This window comes from Psychrobacillus sp. FSL K6-2843 (assembly GCF_038626375.1).
Taxonomy (GTDB): domain Bacteria; phylum Bacillota; class Bacilli; order Bacillales_A; family Planococcaceae; genus Psychrobacillus; species Psychrobacillus faecigallinarum.
This window is the reverse complement of record NZ_CP152021.1, coordinates 1,904,156-1,918,694: the sequence shown is the minus strand read 5'-3', so window position 1 is coordinate 1,918,694 and position 14,539 is coordinate 1,904,156. Positions and strand designations below refer to the sequence as shown.

Below are 14,539 nucleotides of genomic sequence, written 5' to 3'. Positions count from 1 at the left end.
TACAACCCTTATTTAATCCATGATCCCACTATAGGGTAATTAAATGCTTCACCATTGATTGCTTTAATTATACCTATAATTGGGACAACAAAAGCCATTATAGCAAAAATTATTACTAATGGGATACCTATTATGATAAATATTAAAAGAAACGATATAAAAAGCAGAACTGACATCACTAACTGAAAAAGAACTGCCTGCACAGAGAGCTTCTTCACTTCATGGTCATCTACAACTAAATATAATACGAATGGTACTAAAAATGGAGCAAACCAAGTGCTCGCATGCAATAATACCTTAAGTCCTTTATTATCCATTAAATATAACCTCCTTTATCTTATTATATATACGAATACTTAGGGTTTTAGTTTCATATTTTTCTTTCGTAAACAATCTTTCCATTCACTACTGTTTTGCTAACAAACACCTGTTGGATATTATCTACGTTAAGTGGTTCATTTAGGATAGTAAAATCAGCATCAAACCCTTGAGCAATTTTCCCTCTCTGAAATTCTTTCCCAATCGCTTTTGCACTACCAGTAGTATATAGGGATAAAGCTTGAAATATGGATATTGACTGACTAGGATTCCATCTATTATTAACAGCTGCATCTATCGCCACAAATGGATCTGCACTCTCTACTGGTGAATCTGATCCTCCTGAGCATTCAAAACCAGCTCTCAACAATGACTTCCAAGCGTAGGCCCATTCCATTCTTTCCTCTCCAAGTCGTTCTTTTACCCAAGGAAAATCAGATGGAACAAATATTGGCTGAATATCTAAAACAATAGGTAGCTTGTGCATTCTTTCTATTAAATCAGCTCGAAGAACATTTACGTGAATGAGCCTATCTTTTTTTCCCTTAGGAGCAGGGTATTTTTCAATTTTATCTAATATCAGCTCAGTCGCCTTATCTCCTATTACATGAACAGCAATACATTCATTATGAACTCGCGCCATTTGGACTAACTGTCCAAGTTTTTCTTCTGTATGAACTGCAACTCCACTTGTGCCACTTTTATCCGAGTAATCCTCAGATAATAATGCAGTACGACCACCTAATGAACCATCTACAAAAATTTTCATCGCACCAAATTCTAGAAATTCATTGGACATCTCTTCTTGCATTTGTTCGAATACTAAATGATGTCTTAATAGATGAACTTTAAATTGATCTTCCACTACCTCGCGATATGCTTTTAAGGGTATTTCGTATGGACCGTAATATGACATATCTTCCGTGTGGACACCTGTGAACCCTTTCTTATGTAAGTCCTCAATACTTAAACGAATTACTTTTGCTAAATATTCTGAGGTGACTGGGGGTATGTGGGACGTTATCAGCTGCTGAGCCTCATCAAAAAAAAGCCCGTTTAATCTACCGTCTTCATCCTTCCCTATCCTCCCACCTATTGGACTAGGTGTATCTTCCGTTATTCCTGCTATCTCCATGGCCCTAGAATTCGCCACAAGGACATGGCGGCATATTCTCTTTAAAACGATCGGACTTTCTTGAATTACATCTAAATCATTCTTATTGAGGAATCTTCCATCTATTAACTGATTATCGTTCCATCCCTCTGTTATGTACCATTGACCAGGAGTGACTTTTTTACATACTTCAGCCATTATTTTCTCTATAGATGTAAAGGAAGAAAGGTCGAGATAAGACAGCTTCTCCCCATGTCCAATTAAATGAATATGACTATCCACAAAACCAGGATACATGGCTGCACCTTCAAGGGAAATAATCTTGTCCGCATGAGGAAGAAGCTCTTCTTTACTTCCTATTTGAATAATTTTACCTTTTTCGATTAATACCGCTTCTACCATAGAATCTTCTGATTGCATTGTAAAAATACTTCCATTTGTCCAAAGAGTTTTCATTATTTTTTCTCCTTTTCTTTTGGAATAAGCTCATCAACGAGCAATTCTGCTGCCCTTCTATAGAGATTGCTCATGTTCGCTAAAGAGGAGATTAACAATAGCTTTTGCATTTCTTCCTCACCCTCTATTTTTTTTATTTCCTTATCCAATACTTGAATTTCTTCTTTAAAGACAAGTTTATTATTTTGCTGAAGGGAAATAAAGTTATCATAAAAATCATTTAAAGTGAAGTCCCTTGAGCTCATTATTTCTTTTAAAGGGGATAACGTTTCTTTCACATCATTTATAGATAGGGATCCTTTTAAATGATAAATGAGATTAATCAACATAATATGCTGCTTAGAGTATTTTTTATTTTTAATTGGAACGAAAAGCTTGCCCTTCGCGTAATTGTTTATCATTGTTTTTGTTAATACCTTATCTTCAGCATTTCTAATGGTGGATCCATATTTTGCATCAAAAAGCTGTATAACCTGGTCCATATATAAGTCTATTTCTGGTATGTCATCTTCTTTAATCGCGGTATCCAACGCCAAACGTTCGATCAAGCTATTTATATCATTCATAAATAAACCCCCTCGTAATACTTTAAAAATATAGTAACTTAAAACTCATTAAAGGTAAACCTTGACTACTAATAATTATAGTTATATCATTATATGTAGTTATTAAAACTACTTAATGAGATGGAGGTATTTACTTCGTGCTAAAAAATTTTATAAGAGAGCCATTCAATTCATTATCACACCTATTGGGAGCTGTTTTAGGTTTAATAGGGCTCACTCTCATGATTATGAAGGGAATCTCACAAAATACTACTAATCTTACATTAACGGCACTTTCTATTTTTGGTGTTAGTATGATTTTACTGTATATGGCTTCTGCTACTTACCACGCAGTTTTAGCTAAAGATCGTGTTATCCAGTATTTACGTCGGTTAGACCATTCTATGATTTATCTACTGATTGCTGGTACATATGCTCCATTTTGTCTTATAACATTAAAAGGTTCTACAGGTTATGTATTGTTTAGTTTGATAACTCTTTTAGCTATCTCAGGAATATTATTTAAGATGGTTTGGTTTGAATGTCCAAGATGGGTTTCTACGGCACTTTACATAGGAATGGGATGGATAATTATTTTCCTTGCTCCTGCCCTTTCAGAAAGTCTAGGTACTCAGGGTCTACTATATTTAATTGCAGGAGGCATATTCTACACTATAGGTGGTATAATTTATGGGCTAAAGCCTAATCTTCCTTTTATTAAAAAGCTAGGTTTCCACGAAATATTTCACATTTTTATATTGCTAGGCACTTTTTCCCACTTCATATGCGTGTATGTATACGTATTATAAAAAGTTTTAGAATAATAATGAGGGCGTCCAATTACTTAATGGACACCCTTTTATTATTTAATGTAAACTCACTTTGCGTTGGAGCAAGTGTGTTACTTCAGCTTTTTAGCAAAAGCAATAATACGATTAACCTCATTAAACCCTAATTTTAAATGAACTGCTAAGCTTTCTTCATTGTCCAGTTCGCAGTCACTAGCAAATTCTTCACAGCCTTTTGTAATCGACCACTGTTCGCATTTTTCGACCAGCTGCCTTGCAATACCTGTATTCCTGAATTCCTCCAGTACAAAAAGTCCTTCTAAATAGCCTACAGGTGTTGTACTTGTCCCCTCCACATAGTCTTTTCGTATTTGGCACTGTGCAAATCCAATTGGACCTCCTGATGGTTCATAGGCAAGAAAAACAACGGCGTCACCGCTCGTAATTAGTTGTTCCATTTCTTCTAGAAATTCTTCTTTATTATGCCCTGGCCATAATAGTGAAGCTAGAGTTGCCACATCGAGAGCATCTTTTGTTTCAGCTCGTTTAATCATAAAAAAGCACCTTTCCTAGAAAGCTAGAATTCTTTTTTAGTTAAAGTAAAATCTATATTTGATGGTGGAGACTGTAATCTCATTGTTTCAAGTTCGATTCTCATCTTTTCTGTTTCCATAATAAAATTTTCTTGTCTAAGCTTTTCTAACTCTAAGGCATCTTTAACTGCTCCAGCTTTTATGCGTGCTTTTTCTTCTAAATGATCAGTTACAGACTTAATAACTGGAACTAAAAAAATAAGCGCCGGTATTATAATCCATTCCACTGCATTCACCCTTCCCTAGTATTACCTGATTAGAATATACATTAAAGCAATTAGGAAATAAATAACTAATTAACAATATTTACGGAAAATTCTAATTCTATATCTACATTTCCTCGCAAAGCCTTACTAATCATACAGTTTTCCTCTGCCTTGATGGCTAGCTTTTCTGTCTTAGCTATATCTTTTGCATTTTTAAGTAAGATACTTGGTCGATGAATAATTTTTTTATATGTGAATACACCTTTCGTAACATCAACAATCGCAGTGGACTGCATTTCTAAACTTTCTTTTTCTATTTTACTCCGTTCCATCATCGCTGCTAGTGTGATGATATAGCAGGTAGCAGCAGCTCCCAGGAGCATTTCATCTGGATTAGTTCCTACACCAGGTCCATCCATCTCTTTTGGTATAGAAATATTAGTTTGTAAATTTCCAGAACTAATATCTCCAACGTCATTTCTATTCCCTGGCCAATTTGCTTTCAAGTGAAAAATGTGTTCAGTCATAATTTTCATCAAACCTTTCAAATGGATGTATTGGAAATTTCATTGATTTCCTATATTATTGAAGAGAAGGTAGGCGTTTAGATTGCTTAAAAATTACGGAAAAATTGCTGGTTTTATCATCGTTGCTTCTCTTTTTCTACTCATTCTTGGAGTAAGATACGTGTTAGGTCAAGATCTAGTTGTTATGAACTTTATTGCATTTGCAGCTTTTTCAATTGTAACTGGAGTCATAGCAGGAGCTATGCTTTTTTACAATCTTCATAAAGCATTTTATTTATTTACGTTTGGGTTAGCAATAGGTTTCATTGATCTTTTCCGCTCTTTTATCATTAATACCGGAGGTAATGGAGACCTACTCGGAATTCTTTCTCTCTTTATCTTCACTGCATTTGGATTAGTATTAGGAATGATTGTTGAGGCAATATTTTACCTCATTAAAAAAACAAACAATCAATAAAAGAGGCTAGAACAAAATCCATCTTAGAATTTAAAAAAACCTAGAAATTTTACCATTAGTAAAATTTTCAGGTTTTTTTATCTACTTTATAGCAGTTGTTCTCCGCTAGCAGTCACAACAGAAGTAGGTACAGGAGTAGCCATCCCTGCATTTTCAAAATAAAATAAAAAAGTGAAATGGAAGTCTCAATTTCACTTTTGTATGGCATGAGACTACTTAAATTCTCATGATTCTTTATTTTTCTATTTATCAGTTTGATTTCATAGTATTATTTCGCCCATTTGACTTCGCTTTATAAAGCGCGCGATCAATTCGTTCTATAAATGAAGTAATTGGCTCATTGAAATCTACGTATTCTCCTACACCTGTAGAAATTGTGATGAGCTTTCTTGTAGGTGGCAAAGTTGTTTCGATGTCTTTTCTCAGTATTTCTGCGAGTCTGTAGGCCTCATCTAAATGAGTATTTGGGAAAACGATTGCAAATTCCTCTCCACCTAAACGGATGCAAAAGTCATTATCACTGGCAACGAGATTCATTCGAGAAGCTAAAAACTGAAGGACTTCATCACCCGAGTTATGCCCAAATTCGTCATTAACTTTTTTAAAGAAATCAATATCTACCATTAACATGGAAAAATATTGTTTTTCCTCTTTTAGATTACTATATAAATATTCAGCGAACCTTCTATTCTTTAGACCTGTCAAGGGATCTGTTAAGGATTGCATTTTAAAGTCTGCTACTGTTTCCTCCTGATGCCTGCGATATTCTTCCACCGTTTCGGTCAGCTGTTTCGCTTCAAAATACCATGTAGGAATTCTTAACTCTTTCTTATTAAATTCCTTATTCATAGTATACATAGCCAGCTTCTGCAAAGGAAATGCGAGCTTATTAGAAATAATAAAAGCTACTACTAAAAACAAAGCAACAAAAGGAAGTGCATATAAAAATATTTTCAAGATAATCCCAATTAGAGGCTCCAAGCTAGACTGATATGGAGTCTGTGAAACAACTCCCCAGTTACTTGCTTCTATAAAAGAGTAACCAGCTAAGTAAAGATCACCTTTCGTGTTCTCAGTTAAGCTAGAACCACTATTACCCTTTATAAGTTTCTCCACTACTTCATTACTTTTTACAACTTCGCCTATTCGTTCTTCATCAGGATGATAAATAAGTGTACCTGAATGGTCTACTACATAAACATAGGATCCATCCTTGGAGTAATGCTCGGCCAATATATTTCTTATAAAATTATCCTCTTCCAAATATATCGTTCCGTTAAGCATGCCTAAGTATTCAGTTTGTTCATTAAAAAGCGGAGTAGATACAAGGATTAATAATCTCCCAGTCGACGCCATATATGGTTTTGTAATAATATTCTCTTTTTTATCTAACGCTTCCCTAACACCTTCTGATTCAATAATATTACCGGCAATCCCAACGTTAGGTGAAGTCGCTATCGCTAGACCATTTTTGTCTATAACAGAAACTGAATTAAAATTTCTGCTTGTGACAATTAGCTGGTCAAGAACTACTGTTAACTCCTCTGGCTGATCCAGTAACTTTATTATATCTGCTTTTCTTCCCTCTAAATTCAATTGCATAGAGGCAAATAGCTCCTCAGACATTTGAGCAAGCTTTTTTGAATAGACTTGATTTTGCTCTAATGAGTTCTCAATTAGGCTGTTTTTAGTCACTAAATAGCTCGAAAAAAGAGAGCTAGTAAGTATGCCAATTATAGTAAAAGAAATTAATGTTAAAATCCAAAAACGTAACGTTTTTATCATACTTCCTCCAAAATTATACAATATTAATATCACATTTTCTGATTATAGCACTATTAGTATAGTAAAAACTATAGTAAATTGGTAGTTTTGCTATAAAATTATAATATAAGAGAAAGATTCATTAAAAAAAACAAAAAGAGGACACCAAATGACAATTGTCATTCATATCCTCTTAATCGATTGTAATTATTTTATTATTTTATTTTATGAATTAAAGTAGCAAATATTAACGAAAATATACCAATACTTTCTAGATATCTATATAAGTTGTGGTAATTTATGCTAATATTATAGAAGAAATTGATAAGAAATAGGGAAAAATTTTGAAGAGGGATTTAGTTATTAAGAGTTTTATTAACCAAAAACTTGTGTCGTATAAAAATTTTATGATTATTGATAAAATGCCAGTATTTCAATTAATAATAGATGATACTAAAACTTTTGCTTCACATAATTATGACGTTAAAAATGATAAGCACTTATTAATTGTTGGACCTAATATTACTCAAATGGAAAGCATACTATTCCATGAGTTTACTCATATGTATGATGTCATGAATTTTTCAGCTAATAATTCTGATAACTATGCTAAAAATCGAGGGTTTACAGAGTACCATGCTGCACAAATAGAATTATTAAAATTTCTTAACGCAAAAAAAATAGATGATAAACTATCTTTTTCTCTAAACCAATCTATTAAGACACCTTTCGGCGAAATTACGGTTATAGACTATATATTTAAGTGCATAGAAGAGACTAGGAAAAATCTTCTAAAAAAAATCTATCCAGATAATCTTCCTCTTCTATCAAACACACTAGGAATAATATTTAACCATCTAGGAAGAATCTCGATCTATCAGTTATATGCCTATGACTATGAACTTTACAAAGAGAAACTAGAAGAATTAGATTTTGCAGTCTCATTTTTGGGAGAAAATTCACTAAAAATAATCTCTATGACAAGAGACTTTTTAACTGATAAAGAAATAAGAGATTTAGGTGAACTATACTTCCCAATTGTTATAGAACTTATTAACAAATATAAAATACACTTTCAAAAAACTAATTAAGACAATAAAGAAACTGTATTTAAGGGGGAAATCCCTTAAATACAGCTTCTTTATTGTCCAAAGTATTAAGTCCATTATATTTGATTACTCTAAAGCTCAATAACACCAACGAAATACGAATTTTTCGTAATATTTTATTTCACATAGTTGGTAACCCAATGTTGGTTTTAAATTTAAAATACGCAGTAATAATATAGCAAATCCTACCTCTCAAGGCAGCATCTTGCTCTGTTAAAGCGCCCGTCTATTATATATACAGTTGTTCTTAAGAATTATTATTTATAATAATTTTTTATGAACTTTCTCATTACTTTTCAAATGAAGTTCAACTGAGTCTAAAATAGATACATAAGATGCTTTCACACTAATTGATTTATTTTCAGGGAGTAATTTACAAACCCCTTGGGTTAACCCTGAACTTTTAAATACTTTGAATTTATTTTTCCAATCTCCTCGGGATTTAATGTTATCTGAAGGAATCAAAAATATAAAAATTATAAGAATTTAACTTTTCTTTTAGAAATAATGTAGCTACTCCTTCCGACTAGAGCAAATAAATCTATCTAAAAGTAAAAGTAATTTCCCTTGAACTCGCGCCAATTACCATCAGCATCATAATTTAAGGAACCTTCATAACCGCAATGATTCCACATCAGATCGTAGCTTGATTTTAAAAGGGTTTCAAGTTTTACATCCCAAGAATTTATAATAACAGAAGGTAACTTTAAGGTTGATTCACGGATTTTTCCTCTTGGTGAATTTATATCCCCGACAAAGTAATCCGAAATGTTGAAAAGGGTAATATTAAGAGCTATTGGCAGTTTAATAACTGCTGTCTTTATGGCTTGAAGATACTTATATACATGTTGAATTATATCTTTTTCAAATTTTACGAATGGTATATATTTCTTTTTTCCTTCTCGTTCCATAAGAATACCTGAATCAACGGATTCAATTATTCCATTTTTAAAGAATTGTACATATGCATGGGGCTTTTCAAATAAAGGCCATTTTGCAAAACTACAGTATCCATCTTTATTAATTTTATAGTCCCATCCTGTTGTATAAAACGGTTTCAGAAAAGTGGGTTGTTTTAATTTTTCTAATGGCAATTTTAAATCCTTAGCTATAGATTCTAATGGCACTAAGTGTACAGTGAATTTAGGCCCTTCCATAATATCCTCAGCAAAATTATTTTCCTCAAGTTCTTTTATTCGAGTCTCTAACCAATTCTCATACCATTTTTCTTGAATGATTTCATTTTTTTTTCGCATTGGTATCATTCCTGGAAACGGAGGAGGAGAGTTTGGTTTTTTACGTTCAGTTAAGACTCCTTCGAGTATTGCACTCTTAGCCTCCTCTTCATCTTTACCAACTAAATCTATGTAAATAATTTGTGGTAAGAGTCCTTCTAGGTCTATATCTTCAATTCTTACAGGCATAAACTTTTTGACATGTATTCTAAAAACTTTTATTTAAAATTAGAATGTAATTCTAAGTTCTAAGTGTGATTTCATCACACTATAACTCGCTTTGAACCAACAGTACTTTTTCATTTTATAAACTGTTTTAAAAATGGTTCAATACCCGGATAGCTTTCATCCATTACGATGCGGTGCATTTGCATAGCGTCGACGATATTGTGCGTCGATAACCGACTTAGCGCTATCGCTAAACAGCTTAGAGCCGGCATTTCTTCAACTTGATTCGTACTTGACTTCAATAATACCATTACTTTAACATACTGTTCTTCCTCGGCTAAGGTAAGCACGGTATCATCTATTTTTTTCTCTTGTACGAGAATCTGTAAAGCTAGGAGCAAGCACCTTTTTTGCGCCTGCAATTTTGCCTCAGTTATTATGGGATTAACATGGACGTTACTCGTATGTTCAAACTGTATCGCACTGCCGCAATGCGTACAAATTGCCGTATGGTTTGCTTGTATGCCGGCATACATCTCGGGTACTACCTCATTTTTGTACGTCACATATGGAATAAATACATCATGCTCGCAGAAAAGACAATTAATAGATCGGTCCGAAATAACGATGTGACTTTCCTCAGGGTTTAAATCTTTTGCCATATCTAATCTACCTGTTTGCAAACGATATTCGTTTCCATACCTTTCGTCAGTTGTTGGAACTGCTGGATATTATAACAGTCGTTGCAAGTGAAAGACTGTAGTACCAATTGCTCCGGAGGATCTTCATTAAACGGGTCCACATCAACATTTGGTGACACTATATCAAGATATACTTCCCGATGACTAAAAATAGCACTATCGCAGTGGGGGCAGCGTAGCGGTTTGCCTATAATCTGTACTTCGTAATTACTATGTTTTCTGTCCAATTTACGACATCCTTCCTTTTTTAAATTTCGATAATATCCAAATCCCGCCCTCTGATTAACAACTGACTATACATACCTCTTCTTCAACTAAACTGCTTCGTTAGTTCAATAAGAAAAAAAGCATTACTCCTTCTTGAAGTAAAGCACCCGTTAGTAAAAACAAAAGTATTTTTCTCCGTACTGTCCAATAATAGCAAAGTCTATTTTTCATGCCACTATCTTAAGTATGTTTTTGTACGCTATAAATAGCATGAATCCTATAAAACAACTTAGTAGGTTTAGAATAACGTCATCTACATCAAAACTACCTAAAAAGAAAATTAACTGGAGAATTTCTATGCCGAGTATTAACAAGAAACAAGAAATCAACGTTTTAACTATATTTCTTTGGGAAGGAAAAGCCGCGGGGATTAAGAATCCCATAGGTATAAAAGGAATGATATTCCCTAGAATATTTCTAAAAGCTATACCAAAGCTTATATCATCTATATAAGCTTTAATTGTTCTAAAAGGAACTAAGTTTGCACCTGATTCTCCTTGAGATCTACGCTCCATATTGTCTTGTATGGTATTGATAAGATGTTGTATATTTCCATTGAACTTAATCACTATAAAATTAAGCACTAGTAATATGTATATAGTAAATAGAACTTTCCAAATATTTTTGAACATCCTTGAAAACCTCCGCAACTTTTATTCATATCTTATGATTTGATTTTACAGATTAAATACTTGAACTAACCTGCTGCGTTAGTAAAAACACTCCTTATGTCTATTATTCTATTAAGTTGGCAATAATCCTTTTAATAGTACTATTTTAGGGGGAATGGAATTGTTACTGTCAAAAGCATGGGCTTCGTTTGAAGCGGATAAGCGAATAGAGGGCTTTTCGCCACAAACATTGAAGGCCTACCAGTTACAGTCTTTACTACTAATTGGTTATTTTAAAGATGTAGAGATGGCATTGCTGGATACAAATCAACTAAAGGACTATCTTGCTATATCTGGTAAACATTTAAAACCAGCCAGTCTTGCACATCGTATTCGCTTATGAAATCATTTTTTCGTTGGTCTCATGAAGAAGGATACCTGAGTAAAAACCCAACTTCCAAAATTAAAGAACCCAAAGTAGGGAAGCGGATACCCAAGTATTTAACAGAACGGGAGATAGAACACCTTCGTGAATCCTGTCATTCCCCAATGAAAAAAGCAATTTTTGAATTCATGTTTTCTACGGGTTGTCGAATTGGAGAAATAGTTGCGTTAGAAAAGAACCATATTAATTGGTCCAATCAATCCGCGATTGTGAGAGGAAAAGGTGATAAGGAAAGGGAAGTTTATTTTAATACACGATGTGATATATGGCTTAAACGTTACATAGAAAGCCGTAATGACAATAATCCAGCCATCTTTGTAACAGCTAGACAGCCACATAAAATGAGTGTCGCCCAAATGCGATACATCATCAAGCGGATCTCCAATCGTGCGGAAATTAATAAAGAGATTCATCCACACCAACTTAGACACAGCTACGCAACTCATTTGTTGAATAATGGAGCTCCTATTGAAGTCATTCAAAGTCTTATGGGTCATGAGAAAAGTGAAACCACAAGGATCTACGCTCAATTAAGTGGAAAGTTAAGGAAAGAGTATTATACGAAGTACTTTTAAATGTAAAAGGAGCAACGTCTTAAACGACCTTGCTCCTTTTGACTAAAGCACTCATTCGTATTATAAGGTCAGCCAGATAACTGGTTGACTATTTTTTATTCAATTTATAGATTGATAGTAGCCGGGGTAGAACGGAAGCACTCGTGGGACTTGATCCCGACAACTAAACAGTTCACCCTCTACTTGTTAACACATGATTAGGCTGGTTGGGACATGATGATCCCGCATAACAAGCGAAGATATGAATAACAAGCTAGATAGAGGTTACCGGTCAATACACTTTATGAGGAGGAGATAAAATATGAATCCAGTAGTCGGTCTGGATGTCGCAAAAGGTGAAAGTCAGGTTCAAATGTTCTTGGATAAAAAAATGCCCTATAAAAACAGTGTGAAGATTCAACATACCGTGGAAGGTCTTGAAGAGTTACACGCTTATTTACTAGATTTAGAGCGCAAAACAGGGTTAAAACCACCTGTTGTTTTGGAATCAACAGGTCACTATCATGCCCCAGTTGTACAGTTTTTAGAGGCACAAGAGTACATTGTCATAATCGTAAATCCACTGGTATCTTATCGAGCAAAAAGCTCTAACTTACGAAAAACTAAAACTGATGCCATTGATGCCTATCACTTAGGTGAACTATATTACAAAGAGGATTTAGAGCCTCAGAAAAAGCGTGGTATTCAGCTATTAAACCTTCGACATCTCACAAGACAACACGAAAATATGACGGGAATTATGGTTCAAACAAAGCTACAATTTCAAGCCATATTAGATCAAGTATTCCCGGAGTATAAAGGAGTTTATGGTGATTTATACGCTGAGATTTCATTAAGGACTTTACAGTCCTTTCCTACATCTGAATCAGTACTAAAAGCAGGTGTAGAAGAGATTGCACAATTTATTGATAAGCATTGTAAAGCACGTTCATTTAATTGGGCGTATGAAAGAGCTGAGGACTTAATCGCAGCGGCGGAACGCAACCCATTTCAGTCAACGCTTTATCAGAGCCTTCTCGTTAGTCTGAATATGTATATTGATTTACTTCAAGCGTACCGCCAACAACTTTCCACGTTAGAGCGTGAGATGGATCAATTGGCGGCACAACTCGAAGAATATGAATTAATCCAGTCACTTCCCGGTATAGGTGAAAAAATCGCGGCCACGATTCTTTCAGAAATCGGGGAAATTGAGCGGTTTAATCATCCGAAAAAGTTAGTAGCCTTTGCGGGTCTAGACCCAAGTGTGTTTGAATCAGGTCGCTTTAAAGGCACGAAAAATCACATTACCAAACGCGGTTCAGCTAGGCTTCGCCACACGCTTTACACAGCTGTTCGCTGTTCAATCCGAGATAGCCGTAAAAAGAAAACAAAAGATGAAACCATTGCACGAAATAAACGATTACGATCCTTCTACGATTTAAAACGCGATGAAGGTAAGCCGTATAAGGTAGCCGTTATAGCTTGTGCTAATAAGCTCTTACACTGGATTTATGCGATTTTAAAAACGAAAACACCATTCCAAGAAACTATTAAATAACATAATTTTCAAATATATCAAAAACCTTCCGAATTAAATTTGGAGGGTTATTTGTGTTGTGCATTTTTAGTATAACATGAAGTGTTTTTCGATTTAAAATGTTTTTCTTGACATTCTATTAGCTGGTTTAGTTAAATAAGAAAGAGACGCTTATTCAACAATCGCGCCCGATTGTGGAATAACAAAAATGGTTTTTTCAATAAAGTTGTAAATTTTTTTAAGTTAGCAATGACTACCCAAAATAATAATGATAATATATCAACTTAAGAATGTTATTACAATTTCGACAAACTCTTTTGGATATTGAAATATGGAACCGTGTCCTGCATGGTCAAATATTATCAACTTACTATCAGCAATTCTATTTGCCAAGTCATATGAATTTTCTGTTGGAACCATGCGATCATAATTTCCATTTATTATTAGTGTTGGCTGAACAATTTTGTATAGATCCGCAGCCTTTTCATTACCCCATTTATTGATTGCATCTAATTGCATTTTATACGCTCTCAAACTAATTTTTTTATCTCGATGTTTTTTCCTTTTTTTTATTTGAATTAGAAATTCTTTAGCTTTTTTCTTACCATTCTTTGTGTTTGGGAAAAACAGATAGGTCTTTACATCTTTGAAAGTCAATATTGCACGGACAAAATCAAGATTAGTAATACGCGTGACATTGGAAATACCTTTTCCTCCTCGAGGTCCCGTACCAACTAATACCAGCTTTCTAACTATACTTGGTTCCTTTAAGATTAGTTCTTGGGCAATCATTCCGCCCATTGACAAAGCTATCAAATCTACCTTTATAAAACCTAGGAGTTTAATAAATGTGATTGCATCGTTTGCCATTTGAGGAATGTTGTTTGGTACTTTTCCATTGGAAAGTCCTACTCCTATGTTATCAAATGCGATAACCCACCGGCTTTTAGCAAGACCATCGATAATCCTAGGATCCCAATTATCAAGATTAGCTGAAAGATGTGTCAATAAGATAATCGGGATTCCTTTTTTTTCTCCTAATTCTCTATATGCATACCGTTTACCATTCTGATGCTGAATGAATAAATTAGGTGCGTCAATGTAAGAATAATGAACTGACATTGCTACTTCCACTCCCACT

The 14,539-nt window shown here is 34.1% G+C and carries 16 protein-coding genes and 1 pseudogene; 5 read left to right on the top strand and 12 right to left on the bottom strand.

The genetic code is table 11. The features are described from left to right. Positions 1–8: 8 nt before the first annotated feature. The 3 genes from MKY94_RS09580 to MKY94_RS09570 are packed head-to-tail and all read right to left on the bottom strand — an operon-like array spanning position 9 to position 2,454. Positions 9–317, bottom strand: coding sequence for a DUF4870 domain-containing protein (locus MKY94_RS09580; protein WP_144536704.1), 309 nt, complete (start codon positions 315–317; stop codon positions 9–11). A gap of 53 nt (positions 318–370) precedes the next feature. Further along, a complete protein-coding gene (locus MKY94_RS09575; RefSeq protein ID WP_342578575.1) occupies positions 371–1,888 on the bottom strand; it encodes an amidohydrolase in 1,518 nt (505 codons plus the stop codon). Further along, positions 1,888–2,454 carry a DUF1836 domain-containing protein gene (locus tag MKY94_RS09570; RefSeq protein WP_342578574.1) on the bottom strand — a complete coding sequence of 189 codons (567 nt, stop codon included), beginning with the start codon at positions 2,452–2,454 and terminating at the stop codon, positions 1,888–1,890. The genes MKY94_RS09575 and MKY94_RS09570 overlap by 1 nt, the downstream gene beginning before the upstream one ends. 137 nt (positions 2,455–2,591) lie before the next feature. On the opposite strand from MKY94_RS09570, the gene MKY94_RS09565 reads away from it, so the two are divergent. Beyond that, entirely contained in the window at positions 2,592–3,242 is a 651-nt protein-coding gene (locus MKY94_RS09565; protein WP_342578573.1) for a hemolysin III family protein, read from the top strand. Between the two features lie 92 nt (positions 3,243–3,334). On the opposite strand, the gene aac(6') is transcribed toward MKY94_RS09565, so the two are convergent. The 3 genes from aac(6') to MKY94_RS09550 all read right to left on the bottom strand — a co-directional run bounded on the left by aac(6') (position 3,335) and on the right by MKY94_RS09550 (position 4,547). Continuing rightward, positions 3,335–3,775 (bottom strand): aminoglycoside 6'-N-acetyltransferase, encoded by a 441-nt coding sequence (aac(6'), locus tag MKY94_RS09560; RefSeq protein ID WP_151110048.1) that lies wholly within the window; start codon positions 3,773–3,775, stop codon positions 3,335–3,337. A 23-nt stretch (positions 3,776–3,798) separates the two neighbouring features. Next, positions 3,799–4,041: a hypothetical protein gene (locus MKY94_RS09555; RefSeq protein WP_154310896.1), complete on the bottom strand. Its 243-nt coding sequence runs from the start codon at positions 4,039–4,041 to the stop codon at positions 3,799–3,801. Between the two features lie 65 nt (positions 4,042–4,106). Then, complete coding sequence (locus MKY94_RS09550) at positions 4,107–4,547, bottom strand: OsmC family protein (RefSeq protein ID WP_151110052.1); 441 nt, start codon at positions 4,545–4,547, stop codon at positions 4,107–4,109. 82 nt (positions 4,548–4,629) lie between these two features. Here MKY94_RS09550 and MKY94_RS09545 point away from each other — a divergent pair, with 82 nt between their 5' ends. Next, positions 4,630–5,004 (top strand): hypothetical protein, encoded by a 375-nt coding sequence (locus MKY94_RS09545; protein WP_144536716.1) that lies wholly within the window; start codon positions 4,630–4,632, stop codon positions 5,002–5,004. Between the two features lie 249 nt (positions 5,005–5,253). On the opposite strand, the gene MKY94_RS09540 is transcribed toward MKY94_RS09545, so the two are convergent. Further along, positions 5,254–6,789: a sensor domain-containing diguanylate cyclase gene (locus tag MKY94_RS09540; RefSeq protein WP_342578572.1), complete on the bottom strand. Its 1,536-nt coding sequence runs from the start codon at positions 6,787–6,789 to the stop codon at positions 5,254–5,256. 386 nt (positions 6,790–7,175) lie between these two features. Here MKY94_RS09540 and MKY94_RS09535 point away from each other — a divergent pair, with 386 nt between their 5' ends. Beyond that, positions 7,176–7,859 (top strand): hypothetical protein, encoded by a 684-nt coding sequence (locus MKY94_RS09535; RefSeq protein ID WP_342578571.1) that lies wholly within the window; start codon positions 7,176–7,178, stop codon positions 7,857–7,859. 279 nt (positions 7,860–8,138) lie between these two features. Here MKY94_RS09535 and MKY94_RS09530 read toward each other — a convergent pair whose 3' ends face one another. The 4 genes from MKY94_RS09530 to MKY94_RS09515 all read right to left on the bottom strand — a co-directional run bounded on the left by MKY94_RS09530 (position 8,139) and on the right by MKY94_RS09515 (position 10,880). Then, a complete protein-coding gene (locus MKY94_RS09530; RefSeq protein ID WP_342578570.1) occupies positions 8,139–8,342 on the bottom strand; it encodes a hypothetical protein in 204 nt (67 codons plus the stop codon). An 80-nt stretch (positions 8,343–8,422) separates the two neighbouring features. Next, the gene (locus MKY94_RS09525; protein ID WP_342578569.1) at positions 8,423–9,301 is read right to left on the bottom strand and encodes a toll/interleukin-1 receptor domain-containing protein; all 879 of its coding nucleotides are present in this window, start codon (positions 9,299–9,301) and stop codon (positions 8,423–8,425) included. A gap of 110 nt (positions 9,302–9,411) precedes the next feature. Continuing rightward, positions 9,412–9,942, bottom strand: coding sequence for a hypothetical protein (locus MKY94_RS09520; protein ID WP_342578568.1), 531 nt, complete (start codon positions 9,940–9,942; stop codon positions 9,412–9,414). A gap of 473 nt (positions 9,943–10,415) precedes the next feature. Further along, positions 10,416–10,880: a VanZ family protein gene (locus MKY94_RS09515; protein ID WP_342578567.1), complete on the bottom strand. Its 465-nt coding sequence runs from the start codon at positions 10,878–10,880 to the stop codon at positions 10,416–10,418. 160 nt (positions 10,881–11,040) lie between these two features. On the opposite strand from MKY94_RS09515, the pseudogene xerA reads away from it, so the two are divergent. Together xerA and MKY94_RS09505 are read left to right on the top strand one after the other, a co-directional pair. Next, a pseudogene (gene xerA, locus MKY94_RS09510) lies at positions 11,041–11,879 on the top strand (site-specific tyrosine recombinase/integron integrase). A 301-nt stretch (positions 11,880–12,180) separates the two neighbouring features. Continuing rightward, positions 12,181–13,419 carry an IS110 family transposase gene (locus MKY94_RS09505; protein WP_342578001.1) on the top strand — a complete coding sequence of 413 codons (1,239 nt, stop codon included), beginning with the start codon at positions 12,181–12,183 and terminating at the stop codon, positions 13,417–13,419. A gap of 258 nt (positions 13,420–13,677) precedes the next feature. Here MKY94_RS09505 and MKY94_RS09500 read toward each other — a convergent pair whose 3' ends face one another. Continuing rightward, positions 13,678–14,532 (bottom strand): alpha/beta hydrolase, encoded by an 855-nt coding sequence (locus MKY94_RS09500; protein ID WP_342578566.1) that lies wholly within the window; start codon positions 14,530–14,532, stop codon positions 13,678–13,680. Positions 14,533–14,539 lie beyond the last annotated feature (7 nt).

Bases quoted from the DNA above. Each gene is read 5' to 3' on its own strand.
- MKY94_RS09580 (WP_144536704.1), bottom strand. From the start codon at position 317: ATGGATAATAAAGGACTTAAGGTATTATTGCATGCGAGCACTTGGTTT.
- MKY94_RS09575 (WP_342578575.1), bottom strand. From the start codon at position 1,888: ATGAAAACTCTTTGGACAAATGGAAGTATTTTTACAATGCAATCAGAA.
- MKY94_RS09570 (WP_342578574.1), bottom strand. From the start codon at position 2,454: ATGAATGATATAAATAGCTTGATCGAACGTTTGGCGTTGGATACCGCG.
- MKY94_RS09550 (WP_151110052.1), bottom strand. From the start codon at position 4,547: ATGACTGAACACATTTTTCACTTGAAAGCAAATTGGCCAGGGAATAGA.
- MKY94_RS09540 (WP_342578572.1), bottom strand. From the start codon at position 6,789: ATGATAAAAACGTTACGTTTTTGGATTTTAACATTAATTTCTTTTACT.
- MKY94_RS09535 (WP_342578571.1), top strand. From the start codon at position 7,176: ATGATTATTGATAAAATGCCAGTATTTCAATTAATAATAGATGATACT.
- MKY94_RS09525 (WP_342578569.1), bottom strand. From the start codon at position 9,301: ATGCCTGTAAGAATTGAAGATATAGACCTAGAAGGACTCTTACCACAA.
- MKY94_RS09520 (WP_342578568.1), bottom strand. From the start codon at position 9,942: ATGGCAAAAGATTTAAACCCTGAGGAAAGTCACATCGTTATTTCGGAC.
- MKY94_RS09515 (WP_342578567.1), bottom strand. From the start codon at position 10,880: ATGTTCAAAAATATTTGGAAAGTTCTATTTACTATATACATATTACTA.
- MKY94_RS09505 (WP_342578001.1), top strand. From the start codon at position 12,181: ATGAATCCAGTAGTCGGTCTGGATGTCGCAAAAGGTGAAAGTCAGGTT.